Origin of the sequence: Acinetobacter nematophilus, assembly GCF_026344175.1 — a bacterium.
In the GTDB taxonomy this organism is placed as follows: domain Bacteria; phylum Pseudomonadota; class Gammaproteobacteria; order Pseudomonadales; family Moraxellaceae; genus Acinetobacter; species Acinetobacter nematophilus.
Genome location: NZ_JAPKMY010000002.1, coordinates 108,265 through 129,039, shown reverse-complemented (window position 1 = coordinate 129,039; position 20,775 = coordinate 108,265). Strand labels below are relative to the sequence as shown.

Here is a 20,775-nt window from a genome sequence, read left to right as displayed (position 1 = left end):
CAATTGGTTTTACACATGATTTAAGGTAAAAACATGATACATGATTTTGAGAGATAGTTACCATTTCAACACATTTCTTATATATAACTAAATGAAGTCTTCTACAATGGAAAAAAATGAGCATATTTTAGGGACCCGACGTTTTTTACCGATGTTCCTTACCCAATTTTTTGGCGCCTTAAACGACAATGTATATAAACAGTCCTTATTGCTCGTCATTACCTATGGATGGATTCAGCAACAATCAGCAAGTGTCAGCACCTTAAACAACCTTGCCGCACTTCTGTTTATATTACCCTATTTCATCTTTTCTGCGACAGCAGGTCAAATTGCAGATAAGTATGAACGTTCATTTTTAGTTAGAAATATTAAAATTCTTGAAATCATCATCATGCTGATTGCGTCGGCAGGTTTTTTACTGGGTAATTTGTGGATTTTACTGTTCGCTTTGTTTTTGATGGGCACACACAGTACCTTCTTTGGTCCAATTAAATATGCAATTCTGCCTGAAATTTTAAAACCAAATGAGTTAATGTCAGGAAATGCCTTATTTCAGTCGGGAACATCTATAGCCATTTTGATCGGGATGATTTTAGGTGGTGCAGTGATATCACTCTCTCAAGGTCATATGATTTGGATTTGTCTAACCATTGTCTCAATCGCAGTTGTGGGCTATCTATCGAGTCGCTTTATTCTCAAACAATCAACCTCTAATACAGATCTGAAGATTGACTGGAATTTCTTTAGAACCAGTTTTGAAACCATCCGCTATGCAAAAAGTTTACCTTTAATTTTTATCATACTTTTAGGCAATTCTTGGTATTGGTTCTATGGTGCGACCTATCTTACTCAAATCCCTCAATTGACCCAACAAAACTTGCATGGCAATGAAAATGTAGTGAGTCTACTCCTGACATTTTTCTCTGTGGGGATTGGTGTTGGTTCATTGCTGTGCCGCAAAATCGGTGGTACTGAAGTCAATATCAAAATGGTACCGCTGGGTGCGATCGGTTTAACTTTGTTCGCAATTTACCTTGCAGGCAGTCTGGCTTTTGTTCCTGAACGTACTGGTGATTTGATTTCAGTTACAGATATGTTTAGTTCTGGTACCCCATACTATCACGTGATGTTGGCAGTGACGTTACTGGGAATTAGTGGAGGTTTTTATATCGTTCCCCTGTATGCCATGATGCAGGCATATGCACCAAAATCACATCGAGCGCGTGTTGTTGCTGCAAATAATATTTTTAATGCGATATTCATGGTTTCATCGGCGATTTTTTCCATTATCATCTTAAGTATATTAAAAATAGATATTAAAATTCTATTTTGTATAACTGCTGTGTTAAGTGCTTTGTTTAGCACATGGTTATTAATTCGTTTAAAACCCTTAATCGCAACCACTCAAGTTTCTTTGGAGGACTAATATGCGTCAATATACGGGCATTGATAAATTGATTCATTCTTTTGATCAAGCGTTAAGAAGCTTAGTTCCTGGAGCAACATCAGCGCAAAGAGCCAATCCATCCACTAAGACTGAAACTAAACTGGCTGTCAGTGAAGCACGCCATGTAGCAGGTTTAATGCGAGTCAACCACAGTGGTGAAGTCTGTGCGCAAGCCCTTTATCATGGACAAGCCCTGACTGCAAAACTTCCGAATGTTCGCCGTGAAATGGAGTTTGCTGCCATTGAAGAACAAGACCATTTGGCATGGTGTGAGGACCGTTTAAAAGAGTTGGACAGTCATACCAGTTTACTTAACCCAGTCTGGTACGGTCTTTCATTTGGTATGGGTGCGCTAGCCGGGATCGCTGGCGATAAATACAGTTTAGGTTTTGTGGCTGAAACAGAGCGCCAAGTAAGTCTTCACTTGCAGCATCATATCAGTCAACTTCCTGCTCAAGATGAACGTTCGCGTAAGATCTTGGTACAAATGAATGAAGATGAATTGCATCATCGTGATACAGCTTTAACCGCGGGCGGTGTTGAGCTTCCAATCCCGGTTAAAATTACCATGACTGCCATTTCTAAATTGATGACCAAGACCAGTTATTATATCTAATGGCAATATCCAAAAAATAAGCCCGTAAATTGGGCTTATTTTTTAACATCTTTTTTTCAACACATTAAGCGTTATGAATAGTTAAGTGCGGAACAAAACCCATATTTATCTAGATTGAATATCACTCTTCGCCGAATATCAATTGGGCACTATTCGGGGCCAATTTTGCAGTTTGTAGTGGCAACAAAGATGGATTTAAAGGATATTGTTTTCCATCAAATTTTAACATCACTTGCCCATGCTTCCGTGTGTATATAAATAGTTGCTTCCAACCGTTGTGCATATAAGTAGTCACATATACAGGGGTGTCTACCAAAGTTGTTTTGCTTAAAAACTCAAACTGCTGATTCGCTCCACCTTTAAAGACCAGCATGCTACAACCACCTGATCCACACCAATCCTGTCCGTTGAGTAAAACAATCGCATCCTCTATTCCATCTTGATTCAGGTCATTAAATGCGACATTGAATGTAGGCTGACCCTGAGTATAAGCTTCTACTTGCTGTTTTAAATGTATGTCACGCTGTTGCAATAACAGCAGACGACTTGAAGAATGCTCAGGCTGTTGTAGTGATTTTTCATGAAGTGTTGTACAGGCACTTAATAATAATGCAGCACTCATTAAAATCATCGATTGAATATTCATATGTACTCACCTTATGCGGGTATCAATCACTGGAAATTGATGAGGTGGATAGCAGAATCGCACATCTTGCCAAAGATCAAACATTGGGATCTTAACATCCAAAGCCAGTGGAAGTTTTTTGGGATTAAAATGCATTGTATTTAACTCGGTTCCCCAAGCGATTAAATCAATATCTAAAGAAATGTGATGAGATGGTCGGGTACGTCCAGACTCTGCTTCCATCTGTTTTAATTGAAAAATCATCTGATCGACAGACAATTGACTTTTTAATAAACAGGCAGCATTCCAATAATCTGCACCAATTCCATCACGACAAGGAATTAAATAAATAGGAGAAAAAACAGCTTCCCCCAGTTTTTTAATTTGAGTCAGTGATTTTTGAAAATGATGTTGTGGTTGATCATTGCTGGCTAGCGCTAGAGCGAATATCGTTTCGGTGGCGTTCAAGACGAATTCCTACAGAATTAGCTTGCGGGATAATAGCAGGCTTACGGATAGTAATCATAATCGATTCAATTGCAGGAAAGGTAGTGAAAAGCGCATTTAACACCAATTTCGCAGCATGTTCGATCAATTTTGGGGCGGCATCTTGAATCACTTTGGCTGAAATATCACAAATCTCTGCATAATTTAAAGTATGTTTAAGTTCATCCGAATTTGAAGCTTGCTCTAAATTCGTTTGAATATGCAGATCAAGCATTAAAGGCTGGATCATTTGACGTTCCCAGTTAAAACAGCCAACGACAGTATCAACTTTCAAACCTTCAATAATAATTGCATCCATGATTTAAAAAATTCTCTTGTTCAATGAAAAACCCTTGCAAAATGTATTTATTAAGACTTGAGTCAAATCTTTCAAATACTTCTCACAAGGGGCACTTAATATTAATGCTTTAATAATGATGCTGGGTCGATATTTTGAATCATCTGTAAACGTTGGTCAGCATAAATATCTGTATAGGGTGCAAGCACTCGCATAAAACGATCAAAATACAACATTTGCTTAAACAGTAAAGCGAAATCACGTGGGAAACGTATACCATGACGCTCTCCAACAGCAACCATATCCATCATGATATCGTTAAGATCGGATGGATTCGAAGTCATGATTTGCTGAGGATCAGCGAGCAATACACCACTAAATAAACGCTCCAAATCGTCTGCTAAAACCTGAGTGTCAATTTGAGTACTGGTCATACCCATTTGCAACATATTTTCAGCCATCAATTTGTAATCGGTCTTTTGCAATGCATCCATAAATGCCATACATGCTTGCCAGACTTCCGGTTTTAACTGTCCGACGATCCCAAAGTCAATAAAGCCAATTCGCCCATCTTCTAGCAACATCAGGTTGCCTGCATGTAAATCTGCGTGGAAAGATTGGCACAGCATTAAGCTACCAAACCAAGTATTCATTGCTGTAATCAATATTTGCGAAGGATCTTTAGCAACTTTTTTGACAACATCAAAATCGGTCAATGGTACACCATACAAACGTTGCATGGTCAGGACACGACGTGTTGAAAATTGGTGATATACCTTAGGTGCTGTTGCAGCAGTATTGCGAGAAACATTCAGATAATTGACAAAATCATCTAAATTTTTTGCTTCTTCAATAAAATCAACTTCACGAACCATACGTGTTTTGATTTCGTCAACGATATCTGCCAAAGAAGCAAATTTAACTTTGGGAATGGCTTTTTCTAAAACCTTGGTCGCCCAATGCAAGACATTTAGATCAGTATAAAGAATGGTTTCAACGCCTGGCTTTTGTACTTTAATAACTACATCTTCGCCAGTGACTAAACGAGCAGCATGTACCTGAGCAATGGATGCTGAAGCTAATGGCTTTTCATCAATAGAAGCAAATATCTCTGCTAAGTCACGCCCTGCAAACTCTTGCTCCAACACACCTTGCACATAGCTAAATGGTAGATAAGGCGTCTGATCCAAACAGCCTTGGAACTCTTCAACATACTCACGAGGAAATAATGAGGGTGTGCTGGCAATAAATTGACCTAATTTAATATACGTTGAACCTAATGATTCAAAGGTTTCACGCATCAGTTTGGCATTACTGGGTTTTTCTGTGGCATATTTAATGCCTGCTTTTGCTGCAATTACAGCCGTTTCCCCAACGCGGGCGACTGAACGCAGACCATCGAGAAAGATATTATTTTTCATAATGTCAACATTAAATTGAGTTTGTTGGAGTTTAACAAATTAATCAGCATTTGCAGTATGGCTAAGCTGACAGTTTGCGCAATCTTGATCTTTTTCAAAGGCTAAAATTCGTTGTTTCATTGTTAAACCATCCCAAAGCAATAACTTTTGCTTGAGTGGTGTCCTTCCCAAACCGAGATATAAAAGTGCATGATGAGCCTGTAAACAGGCGATAACATTTGGCGTTGTTGCCAATACGCCTGTGTCGGCACAGCGTAAGTTTTCATTTTGCTGTTGCTCTTTGGGAAATAGGCATTCATAACAGGCTGAATTCCCTTCAACCATAAATAACTGTCCTTGAAAACCAATTGCAGATGCACTAATCAAAGGAACTTGAGCGTGTGTACAAATTTGATTGACCAGATAACGTGTAGCAAAATTATCACAACCATCAAGCACTAAATCTTGATGTGAGATAAGCATTTGTGCGTTCTGTTGATCAAGTCGGATGGTATGATGTTCTACTTGAATAAATGGGTTAATCTGTCGCAATCGCTTGGCCAAAATTTCTGCTTTATAGAAACCGATATCTTGCTCGACATAAGCAATCTGTCTTTGTAGATTACTCATTTCTATAATATCTGCATCAATCAGGCTAATTTTACCTACGCCTGCGCGCGCCAACAGTTCAGCTGTCATACAGCCAATGCCACCACAGCCAACAATCAGAATATTGGCAAGCTTTAATTTTTCCTGCGCCTCTAAATCCCAGCCATCCAATAAAATCTGGCGTGAATAAAGATACATTTCAGATTCGTTCAGTTCTAAATCCATATCCATCATGTACTAAAATCGATTCCACTCTATCCATGTGCAATATAACATTTCCAAGGTTTGTCACGTAGAAGATTGTTAGATTGAATCCAAAATAAGTGCTCGGACAACAGTATTTTCTCAACTGCGGAGCAAAAGTAGAAAATTGCTGATTTATTTTATTTATCGCGAATATTTTTCAAGTATTATTTCAATATTGAAAATTTATAAATTTCATTCTACATTAGTTTAGAAAAAAACTTCACACTGAGTATGGCTATGGAACTTGACCGTTACGACAAACAAATATTAGAAATATTAACCCATGAAGATATTAACTTAAATGAACTGTCAGAACGTATAAATCTATCGGTGAGTTCAGTACACCGTCGCATCAAGCATTTGATAGAAACGGATATCATGACCAATCTAAAACGTGATATTAACTTCGAAAAATTAGGCTTTAAGCTCCATGTGATTTTACAGATTTCACTCAGTAAACATGACACTGATACATTTGCAAAATTTTTAGAAGAACTTGAGAATATTCCAGAAGTAATCAATGCCTTTTTAGTAACGGGTCAAACCGCAGATTTTTTGGTTGAAGTCATTGCTAAAGATATGGAAAACTACAGTGAGATTTTACTTAAACGTATTGGTAAAATTGATCATGTGGTTGCACTCCACTCAAGCTTTGTGATCAAAGAATATAATCGAGTATTTAACTGTACTGGTTTATTAAATCGGGTTTAGTTTCTGATTCGGCGCTGACATTCTGTAAGAAAAATAAGGGATCTTTCCCTCCCTTATTTGGGTATGCCATACTTTCAAACCAGAATTTCTTTAATTATTATTTGTTAATTTAAGTAGAAATGAATCAAACTGCACTTTATCAATAAACTTTAAATCAATATTGCTTCCATCAATAAAAAAAATTTTCGCTTGATGGATATTTCCTTGGATGGTTTCGACTTCCATAAACTTGATGTTTGCTGAATTAATGTATTTATCTCTATATTTTACAAACACTTTTTATCCTTAAGAATGAATGTATTTGAATAATCAATCCTTCATCTAAAATTAATCAAAAACGAGATACAAGTCAAATATTTTTAAGTAAATGTTAAATATATAATGGATCAAATGCATCTCTGTTTAATAAATTAAGACTTATTCAAGTTTCGAAACTTACGATATATGCGTTATAGAGATAAAATAGATCGTTACGCTTCTGATCATTGCAACTGCAAACATAGCAATAAACCATTGATCTTAATTGATTATAGCTTATTTACGACAGCATATTTAACAAAGAAAATCAAGCCATAAAAAAACGCACTAGAAAGTGCGCTTTTTTGTAAAAATCAGAACTAATTTTCTAATTCAGCCAGAACTTCATCTGTAAACTCAACGTTGGTATATACGTTTTGAACATCATCTAAATCTTCAAACATATCAATCATTTTCACAATCAGTTTAGCCTGATCTACATCTGAAATTAATGCTTTGGTTGAAGGGCTCATGACCACTTCTGCATTGTCAGACTTTAAGCCCGCAGCCGTTAGAGCATCTTGTACATCACCAAATGTTTCAGGGGTAGTAATCACCAAGATTTCATCTTCATCGACTTCGATATCTTCAGCACCTGCCTCTAAAGCAATGTCCATGATTTTGTCTTCTAAAGAAACATCTTCAAAAGTAATTTCACCACGCTTTGTAAACAAGTATGCAACAGAACCTGCTGTACCTAAGTTACCATTGGTTTTAGAAAAACAATGTCGAACATCTGGCACTGTACGGTTTAGATTGTCTGTCATCGTCTCCACGAGAACTGCAACGCCACCCACACCATAACCTTCATAAGTGACTTCTTTTAAATCATCATTATCGTCCCCACCAGCACCGCGTTGGATTGCACGGTTGATGGTGTCACGTGTCATATTGACAGAAAGTGCTTTTTCAACAACAGCACGTAGACGAGGGTTACTGCCTGCATCTGGACCGCCGAGTCTGGCAGCTGTGGTTAATTCACGAATATATTTAGTAAAAACTTTACCACGCGTCGCATCTTGTTTTGCTTTACGATGCTTAATATTGGCCCACTTGGAATGACCCGCCATGCGAAATATGCTCCTGTAGATTGGCTTTATGCCATATCAAATTGCAGCAATTCTACCATAAGCACTTTTTTATGAGAAAGTGCTTATTTTTTAGTTTTGATGCAAATTAAGAATTTTTTGGCTCAGGAATTACAATATCCAATCCTGTATGCTCTTTATATAACCGTTTAATTTGTGCGAGGTCTTGATCTAGATCAGTTGGATAAATTTTTCCAAAAATTCCACCTTGCTTGGTTTTTGAATTTGCGTACATTAAAACTATCGGTACACCCGCTGCTTTTGCAATATGCCAAAAACCCGTACGGATCGGCTTACGTGCTTCACCACGTTCGGCCCGAGTCGCTTCAGGCGCAATCACCAAATTGAATTCATCCTGACTTTGAAATAATTCCACCATCTGCGCAACAATGTCTTTATTTGATTTGCGATCGACAGGAATTCCACCAATTTTTTCCAAAATGGGTTTCATGGGGCCTTTAAATAGTTCTTTCTTGATCAAAGTATGGATTTTGATGTTATAAATTTGAAATATAGCAAGTGAAAGAACAGCATCCATCATAGAAGTGTGCTCAAAACCAATAATCACTTGTTTTTTTTCAAGTACACTTTGATCTACTTCATAAGACCAGCCAGAGAGCTTGAAGGTAAGTTCTCCCAGAAACTTTTTCATATAACCTGTATGCCTTAAAAAATTAATTCGAGGATTGTCTAAGCAAAAGCAAAAAAAAACAATCACAATTACGCTTATTTTTTTACACTTGTATATTTTTATATGAGTACAATCAACTTTTCTTAAACCAACCACAGTATGAATAAATCTATTATATACATTTAAAAATGTGTCTAACATTTATCATAGGCAGAAGTATAGCCATTACAACCTGATACCTTTAAACGGATGTGAATCCCTGATCATGTAAAAATTTTAAACAAAACGTATAAAACATAAACCAAAGATTAAAGAATAAAGCCTTTTATGCCCCTCTGTTGATATGTTTATTTCTCAAGATAGCCAAAATGTATAACCATGTTAACAACAGCGAACTCAACATCAATTTAAAAGTAATTTATGAAGCATTCACCTGTTTTATCCTATGAAGAAAATTTCATATTTAATCCGTTCTTATTATTGCTCTATTATTTTCTGTATGTTGAGTTATTTTAGCATCAAATATTTAATATAAAGTTCACCTGATAAATAACATTACTTAAAAATAAATTTAGAAATACTAATTTATTTTTAAATCTGTAATTATTCGCTAAAATAATGTTAATTTATCAAAAAGTAAAACTATGTCACTATTTTGCAATATTTTATTTGTATAAAAAATCAACTAAAAAATATAACTTTTTCAAATAAATTTCTGATTTTTATTTATATATATTATTAATACTTTATTTTTCATTACTTTTTTAGTCTTAATTACATTTATAAATTAGAGTTTTTACTCTACTTATTGATTATTTTATGTAATTTTAAATATCTCATTGTCAAGAAGACAATGATGATTTTTAAAAGGATGAATCTAATGAAAACAAAAATGATGTTTCAAAAAGCCATCGTCACAACTTCACTATTATGTCTTGCAGGGGTAAGTCAAGCTGAAGATTTTAAGCGCTTCTCTGTCTCTACAGGTTGGCTACATATGACCTCCTTGGGAAAAGCACAACCGTTTAGAATCAATACCTCAGTTGGTGCAAATACGAAGGCAGCGGTAGGGGTAATTTCAGGTCAGACTATTTTAGATAATGTTGATCAATCTCGCATTAATGCAATGGACCCCACACTCATCGAATTACTCAATGCACCAAGTAATACAGAAGGTCGATATTTATTTGATGATTTACTTGACATTATCATGGCTGACGATCCCACTTTGATTGATCAATTGACAGGAATTGCTGAAATCAATGGTATTGCCAATTGGACCTCGAACGCAGGGTTAGAAGTTGAAGATGTTGATACCCTCGGTTTGATGTTTACCTATAATGTTACAGATAATGTTGCTGTTCAATTGATTGGTGGTGTTCCACCTAAAGTTGATTTAAAAGGCAAAGGCGCAGTATATGCACCTTTCACCGCAACATCTCAACCTCTTCAGGGGTTGGTTGGCGATCTATACTTAAAAAACAATCTTTTGATTACAGATTTAGATCGCTATAACACTGCTGCGTCTGCAAGAGCCTGGACACCTGCAATTCAAGCACAGTATTATTTTGGAAAATCTGGTGTAAATAAATTTAGACCTTTTATTGGCGCAGGCGTTATGTATGCCTATTTCAATGACATTAAAATCAATTCAGGAATTAAAAATGATTTGGTCAATGCGGGGCATATGATCCAAAACATTCATGATGGTCAGGCAGGTGCTTCACTTGAAGGTAAACCATCAAGTGGCAATATGAAAGTTAAGGTCGATGCTACAGATGCACTTGCACCGATTGTCACTGCTGGCTTTACCTATGACTTTAAACCCAATTGGTTTGCTACCGCCTCTATTTCATATGCTAAATTAGATAATACCGCCACAATCAGTGTAGTGAATACCAATAACAATGCAAAATTAATCCAAGCGAAAACTAAAATTGAGATTGATCCACTAATCTCATATGTTGGTGTGGGTTATCGTTTCTAATTTTCACCCTATCAAGCTATAAAAATTGAAGTCATTTTCATAATCCTTAGAGGAATGGCTTCAATTATGATATGTTATAAAAGATGTATTGTGCTTCAGAATAAATGAAGTTTTTATTCACTCAAAATCTGTGATTTATATAAGTTCTCTATCGTACTTTATTCTTGTACAAGCTAAATAATAAAAATTGCATAAAAAATAAGTTCTCTATTTTATTAAAATACTTGAATAGTATGATTAAATAGAACAACAAAAAACAAGATAATACAAGAAATTCGACTAAAAAAACCATTTAAACTCGACTACTTATCAAGCAAATAAAATATCAAGAACAATCATTTTTTTTAAATTTGTTGCAATTTCATTGCAATACTTTCATTATATGCCAAATTTTTAAACTGATATTTATTATTAAAAATTTTAACTATACTTGACTAAACTTTGGAAAAAAGATGAAAAAATTACTTTTAGTATCAATTTTGGGTGCTCTATCAGTAACTAGCCATGCAGCGAATACTGAAATTCAACCTTATGTGGGGGCAGGTTATACATATTTAGATAATGATGTTGATATTCACTTTTTGGGACTTAATGCTGGTGTTCAATTCAACCAATATATTGGTGCTGAAGCATTTTGGAACAAATCAGTAAATGACATCAAATTTGATGAAGACTTTGAAGAGCTAGGCGTAAGAACTGATGCAGATGTTCAATATTATGGTGTTGCTTTAACGGGTAAATATCCTTTAGAAAACAATTTTTATGCTAAAGGTATGGTTGGATATACACGTGTTGATCTTGATGTAGATGCTCAATTTTTAGGTTATAAAGTATCTGAAAGCGAAGATGATTCAGGTGTGATTATTCAAGCTGGTGGTGGTTATAACTTTAACAAGAACATCGCAGCTGAGTTAGCATATACATACATTAGCGCTTTTGATGGCTTTAATGGTGTGAATCTTCAATTAAAATATAACTTCTAAGTTAACAACAAGAAAGAAGGATAAATATCCTTCTTTCTTAAATCACAAAGCAAAATAAAAACGTTATACATCATTCATAATACTGATGATTTAATCATTTAATATAAGTGATCTATTTAAAAAGCCAATAACCACTTAAATAAAAAACTTTTAGGTAAATCTTTCTGATTAAATTTATTTTTTTCACTTCGCAAACGAACACAAATTTAAAAATGAGGATAGCGAATATAATAGACATGCTAATCTAACCCTTAAAACCAAACTCGCGTATTATAAAAAATCCTAGATATTCAGGAGGAATAAATACACCAGAATTTTACTTGATCAACAGGCCTCGTAATAATAAATCTAGAGCTGCTCGTGCTTGTACTAATCTTTGCACATTATCGCCACCATCAGCAATCCAAAATGCTGCTTCCGTTAGACTGCCATAAATTAAAGAAGCAATTGCTTGTGGGTCAACGGGTTCAATCACATTCTCTTGGAGAAGTTTTTCAATTAGTTCTTGCATCGAATCAATACAGTCTTTTTGTGACTCCAATGAGCTTCCTCCTAAAACAGCACGGGCATCACGAAGGACAATACGTTGAAACTCTGGCTCTAGAGCCATGTCTAAATAACGGTGGCAACGTTGGCTAAAACCAAGCCAAGTATTTTCAGCATGATCAGAAATCAACTGTAGCTGATGATCCATCTCGCCATCAATTTGTTTCACAACAGCTGCTAAAAGCCCTTTCTTATCGCCGAAATGATGATAGAGCGCACCACGGGTAAAGCCTGCTTGAGCAGTCAAATCATCCATTGACGTCTCTGCATAGCCTTTTTCACTAAACACTATACGTGCCATTGCAATCAAAGCAGCTCGGGTTTGTTCCATTTCAGCACGGGTACGACGGACCATCAAAAACTCCTTACATACATTTCGTATGAATATTTACATACACTACGTATGATTGTATGCTTTATTCATACGCAGCGTATGTATTTTACAAAATCCTTGTAGCTTTACAAGAAATCATTTTTAGGAAGACCGAATGATTGATGCATATCGAGATTTATTTTTAAAACCCCATACAACTACATTCACAGTGGCTGGTTTAATTGCACGTATTGCTTTGCCGATGAGCAGTATTGGAATCATCCTCATGGTTTCTAAGCTGTATGATAGTTATGCCCTTGCAGGTATAGTATCAGCTACATTTGTCTTAACTTATGCGCTGATTTCACCCCACACATCAAAGCTGGTGGATCACTATGGACAAAGTCGCATACTTCCAGTCGCAACGATCATCAGCAGCGTTGGTTTTGTTATCCTGATTTATAGCGCTTGGAAACAGACTGCTAATTGGATCTTATTTATTGGAGCATTTTTGGCAGGTTTTATGCCAAGCATATCTGCAATGGTGAGAGCACGCTGGACAGAAATTTATCGGGATCACTTCAGACTAAAGACGGCTTATTCCTTAGAAACTGTACTCGATGAAATATCATTTATTATTGGACCGCCTTTATCTGTAGGCTTATCTATTATTTTATTTCCTCAAGCCAGCTTAATCGTTGCGATCATATTGTTGATTATTGGCGTTATTGTATTGGTTCTGCAACGTGCAACCGAACCTGAATTGGATCAGTTGAATACTCACCCGTCGAATTCCAGATCGCTTATCCGAGTCGCAAATATACGTTTGCTTACTTTATTTATGCTGAGCATGGGCGTTATTGTGGGTACTGTGGATATCGTGAGTGTCGCCTTTGCTGAGGCAGTTTCTCAACCAGCCACCGCGAGTCTAGTGCTCTCTGCTTATGCTCTGGGATCATGTCTATCCGGTCTGTGGTTCGGCGCACTAAAGCTCTCAATCCCCTTACATCGACTTTTATTATGTGGCGGAGCTGCTACAGCTCTAGCAACCCTTCCCTTAGTCTGGATCGACAGTATCATTATCCTGACATGTGCTGTGTTTGTGGCTGGAATATTTTTTGCACCGACAATGATTGTAGCAATGTCATTGGTAGAACGTCTTGTCCCTAAACATCGCTTAACTGAGGCGATGACATGGTTATTGGCTGGTCTAAATATTGGTGTTGCATTGGGTGCAGCAAGCTCTGGGCAAATGCTCGATCATTATGGTTTGGATTATGGATTCTCGATTGCCTTGGGTGCAGGTGCAGTCGTGTTTATCCTTGCAATATTTGGATATTACCGTTTAAGACATGATCAATGATTGTCAGCTTAAAATCAGTCAATACAGCTAATATCCATTCATTAAAAATAAATCATGAGACTTGAATCCTAATGATAGAAAAAACAATGCTTCCTTTGAAAGGTCGTTTAGATTCAGTCTTTTTAGATTAAATGATGTTTTTTAAATGATTTGAGACAGCACATATTTCACTTTAAATCTCTTATGAACTTCAAAATTATTCAAGTTGAAGTTCATTTTTTAGAATTGATCTATAAAATCTTTAATTTCAAATAACTGAAATAAGAATACGCTCAAGATTCTGTTGATGATCTTTTCGATTTTAGGCAGTCTTTCGCCTGATCCAACTTAAACAGTTCATAGATCAACTCATTTTTTTCAGGAGTTGTAAAATTAATGTTAACTTTTTTAGGAGAATCAAACTGTTGGTAACTGATTGTAAATTTTTTAGAATGTATTAACGCTTCCATCAATCCGCAGGATTCCTGAGGATTGGTCGCAACAAACAAAATTTGCATGGCTTTTAATCCCTCATCTGCAAAGTCTGTTGATTGCAGTTTCTGATTGATACCATTATCCATGCTGATATATATCGGCTTATTAGAATCAATAAATTGAGCAGTTGTACTTACTCCTGAATCATCAGTCAATGCGATGGAGAGCGTTAAAAATACTGCTTTTTCAGGATAACCCAATGCTTTAGCAAAATTACCTTCCTTTTGGTATAGCCGAATTGCCTCATGACCAGAATCGCTATAAAGGCTCAAACTATCGACCGCTTTGAAATTATCCGAAATAATCTGCTTCTGCCAATCACCTGCATAACAAAAGGTCATTGTGATTAATAATTGAAGAAAACAGATTAATTTTACAAATACAGTTGTCTTTGTTGGTATCATTTAAGGCAAGTACCCTTTTCTAAATATGGAAGTAATCAGTTCAACTCAGGTGCTGTTTATATGCATCCTCATGACTATCTATTGACCAATCTAAACCATTAGAAAAAAATAATAAATACAAGTCTTTCTGATCTTTTCATGTGAGGAAAGTAAGACGTCATGTCTAGTTTAAAACATAGAATATGAAGGAGGAAAATAGATTTTAAAAGATTATTGATGATCAAATGTACCTGAAAATTGAATATATCAAAACGTTCAGTCAATAAAAAACCTCATAAATCAATAATCTATGAGGTTTGATATGGTGGGCCCGCCCAGACTTGAACTGGGGACCAACGGATTATGAGTCCGCTGCTCTAACCAACTGAGCTACAGGCCCTATAAATACTGACTATAGAGTATTTTCGAAAAAGAATACTAGCGAAAATAAAATTGAATTACAAGAACTTTAACAACAACTTAGATTCAATGCATGTTTTTTGAACATTAGAGGGGGAATTCAATGAATGATGACAAAGCGACTGTACTTTGCAATATCGATTACACCAATATGACTAGTGATTATTTTTTACGTTTATCTAGATAAATTTCCAATCCGCTCCATAAGCAAATCAGAATAAGAACAAAAATCATCACTGTAAATAAGGTCATCAACATGCTGCAATCCCTTTGCGCATTCTTAAAGTTTTAAGCTTATTGCTTAACTAAGACTAAAGTCTAAAACATTCAGCCTTAATAGTGAATATAAAACTGGCTATTTTCAATACAAAATAACTCTTATACTATTGTTTTTAATTATTAATTTTAATTTCCACCATTGAATCATCAAGATGAACCAAAAATTTATTGAGACTACTGACTTTTTAAACTGTGGAATTATTACTGTAATAGTGGCACTTTTGTTCAAAAAGATATACGATAATGATAATTATTATTAATTGAGCAATATAAATTATGGCTTTGAATACACATCGTACTTTTATTCAAGTGAAGGAAAAAATATATTTAGGTCCCAACTATATTCGCATCATTTTTGACTGTGCAGATACAGATAAATTTAAACATACAAGTATTGGCGATAACAATAAAGTCTTTATTCCAAGACCTGACCAAAATCAAATAGAACTTCCAGATTTTGATTTTGATCAACGCAAATGGATCGTCAAGAATCCAGCCCTTATGCCAGAAATTCGAACTTATACCCATCGTGATATAGATCTCATCAATAAAACTTTAACCATTGAGTTTGCAATGCACGGTACGGAAACGGTTGCTTGCCATTGGGCAGATCGTGCACGGCAAGGCGATCAAATCGGTGTCACCATGTCTACTGCAACACGAGAACTCGTACCAACAGGACTTCAACATTATCTTATGATTACGGATAGTACAGGTCTAGCGGTCACACAGGCAATTTTAAAAACCTTGCCTGCGAGCAGTAAAGCTTATGTGATTGCAGAAGTGCCTACGATTGCAGATCGGATCGAATTAAATACACAAGCTGATTTAGAGCAAATATGGTTATATAACCCTACCCCTTTGAAGCAAAGTTTATTGGCAGATGAGTTAGCAAAACATCCGGAATTGGTCAACTTACCCCCGAGCCGCTATGCACATATTACTGCTGAATTACAGGCTGTACGTGCTTGTCGTAATATTCTCAGAAAGCAAAGCGATTGGAGTAAAGAAGATTGTTATGCATGCTCATATTGGCAAATTGGTAAAGCAGACAGTGAGCGATTTTCTAAAGTTATCGATGATTAAAATAATGTCTGAGCTCAATCTCTCAATTCGCTTATTACAGTGCAACTGATTAAACTTCAATCAAAAGTCTCTATGCGTGTTCTCTGTATAGAGACTTTAATCATCCACTGTAAATAAAATATCGGTAAACAGACATCCTTTATAAATCAAAAAATGAGACGGGGTTGTGAATGATTTGAATATTGAAAGTGATCATCTCATTCATAAAAAATAAAATTAATCAATATCTTACATTTAAGGATATGGTCAATCTATTAAAATTCATAACGTAAAAAATGAATTCTCTAGATCAATAAAATCAATGTGATGAATATATTATTGAATGACAAAAATCTTTTGTTGAGCGAGGGATACATTTTATATTCCCACACAACATGGCGATATGCATATCGCCACACAATACAAAGATCATCTAGGATTCAAAAGTACGAAATAAATAATCAGGCACTTTAGCTCTAGTTCTCAGGCTTATAAAAAATTCCAATCCAATTCAGTAAAAACATCACCTTCAGTATCCTAATTATTCTTTTTGATAGTTCAAGTCTTAATCACAATATTTCATGGCTTTATTCCTTGATAAATTCAACTGTGTATGAGGCAATAACACACAAGAATAATTATGAAACTCGTATTCCTGAATCATATTATCCCGCATGAGATCAATCCGAATTTGGGTTTCTAAATAATCTTTGAAAAAATCCAACTGATTTAAACAAAAAATATATTTTTGCTGTGGATCCTTTAAGTTTTGCACACTTGATTGATAGATTTTACTTGTCAAGGCATCATTCACATTTCCATTTGCATATAAAAACACAATATCAAGCATTGAGAAATCATCAGAATTGAATATGGCTTGAGGCTTAAGCGCACATATATTTTGTTTCACACGCTCATATTCAAAATCTTGGATATATTTCTTTTTACATCCCTGTACAATCAAACAAAAACTTAAAACGACAATCAGGTTAAAATATTTCATCGACGACCTAAAAAATAATCAATTGATATAAATAAATTGCTGGTTGGTGAGTGGAACTAAAACCTGTTTGAAGTAAAATTCATTCAATATCTGTGTGGTAATTTCTGAAAATGGTTCATCTTTAAAATGCGGTAAAATTGAAAAATTGATCAGACCTAATGCTTGAGTATTCAGCAAATCAGGTGCTTTTGAAGCATCATCCATCGTTTTGATATACTCCAAATCAGGTCCCAATACGATAGAACCCGCGGAACTGCCTATATAAAGTTTTCCCTGATTGATCAAATTACAAATGACTTTGTCAGCCTGGGATCGTTTTAATTTTTGTAAAAGATAAAAGGTATTGCCACCTGAAATAAAAATAAAGTCATTTCTATTTAGCGTTGTTTCAATTGACTGAATGTCTTGCTCATCAATATTTAAAACGTCAACCTGAATACCTAGCTTTTCAAAGGCTTTTTTATCCTCTTCGACATAGAATGTAGTCTGTTCAGGTTTGCTCGCAGTAGGGATAAATGTCACCGATTTACCGATTAAATTCTGATCCATATGCTGTGCAAAATCCAAATAAACATCTGCAAAAGATGCTGCCAAAAAAGTTTTTTCATGATGAACGCTCTATTTTCAGGTGATATAAAATATTTTTAATTTTTAAAAGTAATTTAAAATCTTAAATGAAGACATTAAAATAAATTCAAGCTCATCATAGCAAAGAAAACTGCTGAGTTTATATAAACATACAAGGCTCAAATCAGCTTCTCATTCATATAGCGCCAATAACGTTTAGGAACATATTGAATATGAAGTTTGATATTTTTACGTGCAGAAATATTGACACTGTTGAAATAATCTTTCCAAAGCTGATCATAGAGGATTTCACTATCATCCAGTTCAATACTAAAATCTTGGCTGGTTCCCTTTGCAATATTTTGATCAATATCAAATACATTCATACTGACTTGATGGACATTTTCTAGGTCATAATATATGCCGAAATTTCGTAACTCATCATAAATGAGCCAACGTTGATCTTGATATCTTGCTTTGAAATGCCTTTCAATTAAAGGAAGAACATTGAAGTCAGGACGTACCAAACTCAAAAACAATTCATCTTTACACTTTTTGAAACGGACAAAAGCCTCCATACGGTGCTTTTCACGCCCCACTTGTTTCGCCCATTTTGAAACTGCAAGCACATCAGCATGACCGTAGTCCGCATCGACAGGTCGATGGGCTGAAAATACGTAAATACTCAAATTAAATAAATGTTGAAATGCACTTTCCTGCTCAGATAAGAAAGTATAATAAAAATTACGTAGTGTATGAGACGAAACCTTTTGCTTAAACGCTTTCCAAACGCGATCAGCCTGAATTTCATTAGACTCTACGACAATCGTTTCGTCCAACAAACTTGACTGAAGACTGTTTTGACTGGCAACCATGACATCTAATTCTTTAAACTGAAAAGCACGAAATACGCAGCACAACAATCCCGTCATGGTCCCATCGAAAAGATACTTTGCCATCTAAAATAAAAGGTCCAGCTGCGGTGAAAGTTGCTGCGTATATTTTGACTGCCCTGTTTGTAATATTTGATGACGAATCTGACTCGGCAATTGATCTTTTACAAATGCAGGCGTATCAGCACAGCGGATAAAATGAACAGCCCGATTATATGCTATTCCCATTTTCTTGATTTGATCAATATGAATCTTACCAAAGCGTCGAGCCTGAACAATTTTTTTAGCAGAACGTACACCGATCCCAGGTACACGCAATATCATTCTATATTCAGCACGATTGATATCTACTGGAAACTGTTCAGGATGACGTAATGCCCAACTCAGTTTGGGATCAATATCCAAATCTAAATTCGGATGCCGTTCATTGACAATTTCTGTTGCCTCAAAACCATAGAAGCGCATTAACCAATCAGACTGATACAGCCGATTCTCTCGTAATAGTGGAGGTGCAGAACCGACAACAGGCAATGCTTTTTCTTGATCATTAATCGGAATATACCCTGAAAAATAAACCCGTTTAAGTTTGAATTCTTTATAGTGACGATCAGCCATGAGGATAATATCTTGGTCAGTTTCATGATGCGCACCGACCACCATTTGTGTGGTTTGCCCCGCTGGGACGAATTTTGGTACAGACTTTATAATTTTTCTTTCATCTTTAAACTGAATCAATCGATCTCGAACAATAGCTAAATCTTTTTGTACCTCATCATGCGTCTTTTCTGGTGCAAACTTTTTTAGTCCTTCTTCAGTTGGCATTTCCAAATTAATACTCATACGATCAACATAAAGCCCAGCTTCATGAATAATCTCTTGTGATGCACCTGGAATGGTTTTAAGGTGAATATAGCCATTGAAATTTTCTTCTAAACGTAGTTTTTTCACCACCTGCAACATACGCTCCATAGTGTAATCAGCAGATTTAAAAATTCCTGAACTCAAAAACAGTCCTTCAATATAGTTTCTTCTGTAAAAATTAATGGTTAAATCTACGACTTCTTGTACAGTAAAGGCTGCTCTCTTAACATCATTTGAGCGTCTAGAAACACAATAAGAGCAGTCAAAAATACATACGTTAGAAAATAAGATTTTAAGTAAGGAAACACATCGCCCATCCTCGGTATAGCTATGGCAAATTCCAGAACCAGTATTTCCAAGTCCTTTATCTTTATTTTTACGTTGACTTCCACTGGATGAGCATGAGACATCATACTTCGCAGCATCTGCCAAAATTTGCAATTTTTCTCTGATACGTTCTGTCATGACTTAAACTCAATTTTACCAATGAATTTTAGTCATTATATAAACTCAAATGCTTGGAAAATATTGGTTCGATGATCTTCACGACATGAGCTGACGTATAAATTATAATCCTTTATTTTTATAGTAATTTATCTACTCAAATTTCTAAATAAAAACTAGAAATATAAAATGAATTAAGAATGTTTAAGCATTGCCCACCCATGCTGATGGGCAAAAAATTCAAAATTAACGTCAATATTCTTTTAAGTTTGTGCAGACAGGGGCAACCCAAAGATTCGGTCAAATAACCAATTAAAAACAAAGGTATAAATCGGAATAATCACAATCAATGCTGCATCCAACAGAAATGCATCGAGAAAGCTGATTTTCATCCACCATGCAATCAATGGGATTAAAAATACAATTAAGGTCAATTGGAAGCCGATTGCATGAGCAATACGACGTTTGACAGTACGTTGGCGTGAAAGCTGACGTTTTTCCCAAGACTCAAAAATGAGGTTATAAATAAAATTCCAACTCACAGCAATGGTCGTAATAAAAATCGCCAATGGCCCCGTATGACTCAATTGTGTTCCTGAAAGTAATGCAAGACCCAAAGATGAAATTGTCAATCCGATGATTTCATAACTACTTACATAAATCACTCGACGTTTAAGCCCTTGCATAAATCATCCTCAAATTTTTTAAGAACGTCTATTTTAATTTCAGTTATAATAATA

Annotated in this window: 21 protein-coding genes and 1 tRNA gene; 7 read left to right on the top strand and 15 right to left on the bottom strand. The window is 35.5% G+C overall.

The window, feature by feature from the left end; genetic code table 11:
• The first annotated feature begins 106 nt into the window (after positions 1-106).
• Together OSH00_RS04330 and coq7 are read left to right on the top strand one after the other, a co-directional pair.
• Positions 107-1,426 carry an MFS transporter gene (locus OSH00_RS04330; protein WP_266129406.1) on the top strand — a complete coding sequence of 440 codons (1,320 nt, stop codon included), beginning with the start codon at positions 107-109 and terminating at the stop codon, positions 1,424-1,426.
• Between the two features lies 1 nt (position 1,427).
• Positions 1,428-2,063, top strand: coding sequence for a 2-polyprenyl-3-methyl-6-methoxy-1,4-benzoquinone monooxygenase (gene coq7 / locus OSH00_RS04325; RefSeq protein ID WP_266129405.1), 636 nt, complete (start codon positions 1,428-1,430; stop codon positions 2,061-2,063).
• A gap of 121 nt (positions 2,064-2,184) precedes the next feature.
• Here coq7 and OSH00_RS04320 read toward each other — a convergent pair whose 3' ends face one another.
• The 5 genes from OSH00_RS04320 to OSH00_RS04300 form a co-directional block, all read right to left on the bottom strand.
• Complete coding sequence (locus OSH00_RS04320) at positions 2,185-2,709, bottom strand: hypothetical protein (protein WP_266129404.1); 525 nt, start codon at positions 2,707-2,709, stop codon at positions 2,185-2,187.
• A gap of 6 nt (positions 2,710-2,715) precedes the next feature.
• Entirely contained in the window at positions 2,716-3,156 is a 441-nt protein-coding gene (locus OSH00_RS04315; protein ID WP_266129403.1) for a 2-amino-4-hydroxy-6-hydroxymethyldihydropteridine diphosphokinase, read from the bottom strand.
• On the bottom strand, positions 3,110-3,493 hold the full coding sequence (folB, locus tag OSH00_RS04310) for a dihydroneopterin aldolase (RefSeq protein ID WP_266129402.1): 384 nt from the start codon (positions 3,491-3,493) through the stop codon (positions 3,110-3,112). Before folB ends, OSH00_RS04315 begins: the two co-directional genes overlap by 47 nt.
• A gap of 101 nt (positions 3,494-3,594) precedes the next feature.
• Entirely contained in the window at positions 3,595-4,893 is a 1,299-nt protein-coding gene (locus OSH00_RS04305; RefSeq protein ID WP_266129401.1) for an ABC1 kinase family protein, read from the bottom strand.
• Between the two features lie 39 nt (positions 4,894-4,932).
• Positions 4,933-5,715 (bottom strand): HesA/MoeB/ThiF family protein, encoded by a 783-nt coding sequence (locus tag OSH00_RS04300; RefSeq protein WP_266129400.1) that lies wholly within the window; start codon positions 5,713-5,715, stop codon positions 4,933-4,935.
• Positions 5,716-5,964: 249 nt separating this feature from the next.
• Here OSH00_RS04300 and OSH00_RS04295 point away from each other — a divergent pair, with 249 nt between their 5' ends.
• A complete protein-coding gene (locus OSH00_RS04295; protein WP_196076922.1) occupies positions 5,965-6,438 on the top strand; it encodes an Lrp/AsnC family transcriptional regulator in 474 nt (157 codons plus the stop codon).
• A 617-nt stretch (positions 6,439-7,055) separates the two neighbouring features.
• Here OSH00_RS04295 and OSH00_RS04290 read toward each other — a convergent pair.
• Both OSH00_RS04290 and OSH00_RS04285 read right to left on the bottom strand, forming a co-directional pair.
• The gene (locus OSH00_RS04290; protein WP_196076918.1) at positions 7,056-7,805 is read right to left on the bottom strand and encodes a YebC/PmpR family DNA-binding transcriptional regulator; all 750 of its coding nucleotides are present in this window, start codon (positions 7,803-7,805) and stop codon (positions 7,056-7,058) included.
• A gap of 106 nt (positions 7,806-7,911) precedes the next feature.
• The gene (locus tag OSH00_RS04285; protein ID WP_196076919.1) at positions 7,912-8,475 is read right to left on the bottom strand and encodes a 1-acyl-sn-glycerol-3-phosphate acyltransferase; all 564 of its coding nucleotides are present in this window, start codon (positions 8,473-8,475) and stop codon (positions 7,912-7,914) included.
• Positions 8,476-9,334: 859 nt separating this feature from the next.
• Here OSH00_RS04285 and OSH00_RS04280 point away from each other — a divergent pair.
• Positions 9,335-10,441 carry an OmpW/AlkL family protein gene (locus tag OSH00_RS04280; protein WP_266129399.1) on the top strand — a complete coding sequence of 369 codons (1,107 nt, stop codon included), beginning with the start codon at positions 9,335-9,337 and terminating at the stop codon, positions 10,439-10,441.
• Between the two features lie 452 nt (positions 10,442-10,893).
• Positions 10,894-11,424 (top strand): porin family protein, encoded by a 531-nt coding sequence (locus OSH00_RS04275; protein WP_266129398.1) that lies wholly within the window; start codon positions 10,894-10,896, stop codon positions 11,422-11,424.
• Positions 11,425-11,740: 316 nt separating this feature from the next.
• On the opposite strand, the gene OSH00_RS04270 is transcribed toward OSH00_RS04275, so the two are convergent.
• Positions 11,741-12,325, bottom strand: coding sequence for a TetR/AcrR family transcriptional regulator (locus OSH00_RS04270; protein WP_266129397.1), 585 nt, complete (start codon positions 12,323-12,325; stop codon positions 11,741-11,743).
• Positions 12,326-12,458: 133 nt separating this feature from the next.
• On the opposite strand from OSH00_RS04270, the gene OSH00_RS04265 reads away from it, so the two are divergent.
• Complete coding sequence (locus OSH00_RS04265) at positions 12,459-13,646, top strand: MFS transporter (protein ID WP_266129396.1); 1,188 nt, start codon at positions 12,459-12,461, stop codon at positions 13,644-13,646.
• A gap of 272 nt (positions 13,647-13,918) precedes the next feature.
• Here the strand turns inward: OSH00_RS04265 and OSH00_RS04260 are convergent, their stop codons facing one another.
• Both OSH00_RS04260 and OSH00_RS04255 read right to left on the bottom strand, forming a co-directional pair.
• A complete protein-coding gene (locus OSH00_RS04260) occupies positions 13,919-14,461 on the bottom strand; it encodes a hypothetical protein (protein ID WP_266129395.1) in 543 nt (180 codons plus the stop codon).
• Positions 14,462-14,826: 365 nt separating this feature from the next.
• A tRNA-Ile gene (locus tag OSH00_RS04255) sits at positions 14,827-14,903 on the bottom strand.
• Between the two features lie 575 nt (positions 14,904-15,478).
• Between OSH00_RS04255 and OSH00_RS04250 the strand changes: the two genes are divergently transcribed.
• Entirely contained in the window at positions 15,479-16,288 is an 810-nt protein-coding gene (locus tag OSH00_RS04250; protein WP_266129394.1) for a siderophore-interacting protein, read from the top strand.
• A gap of 544 nt (positions 16,289-16,832) precedes the next feature.
• Here OSH00_RS04250 and OSH00_RS04245 read toward each other — a convergent pair.
• The 5 genes from OSH00_RS04245 to OSH00_RS04225 all read right to left on the bottom strand — a co-directional run bounded on the left by OSH00_RS04245 (position 16,833) and on the right by OSH00_RS04225 (position 20,721).
• Entirely contained in the window at positions 16,833-17,270 is a 438-nt protein-coding gene (locus OSH00_RS04245) for a hypothetical protein (protein ID WP_266129393.1), read from the bottom strand.
• Positions 17,271-17,288: 18 nt separating this feature from the next.
• Positions 17,289-17,819, bottom strand: coding sequence for a Type 1 glutamine amidotransferase-like domain-containing protein (locus OSH00_RS04240; RefSeq protein ID WP_338150152.1), 531 nt, complete (start codon positions 17,817-17,819; stop codon positions 17,289-17,291).
• A gap of 197 nt (positions 17,820-18,016) precedes the next feature.
• Positions 18,017-18,796 (bottom strand): TIGR03915 family putative DNA repair protein, encoded by a 780-nt coding sequence (locus tag OSH00_RS04235; RefSeq protein ID WP_266129391.1) that lies wholly within the window; start codon positions 18,794-18,796, stop codon positions 18,017-18,019.
• Positions 18,797-20,056: a putative DNA modification/repair radical SAM protein gene (locus OSH00_RS04230; protein WP_266129390.1), complete on the bottom strand. Its 1,260-nt coding sequence runs from the start codon at positions 20,054-20,056 to the stop codon at positions 18,797-18,799. It lies immediately after the preceding gene.
• A 242-nt stretch (positions 20,057-20,298) separates the two neighbouring features.
• Positions 20,299-20,721: a PACE efflux transporter gene (locus OSH00_RS04225; protein WP_266129389.1), complete on the bottom strand. Its 423-nt coding sequence runs from the start codon at positions 20,719-20,721 to the stop codon at positions 20,299-20,301.
• Positions 20,722-20,775 lie beyond the last annotated feature (54 nt).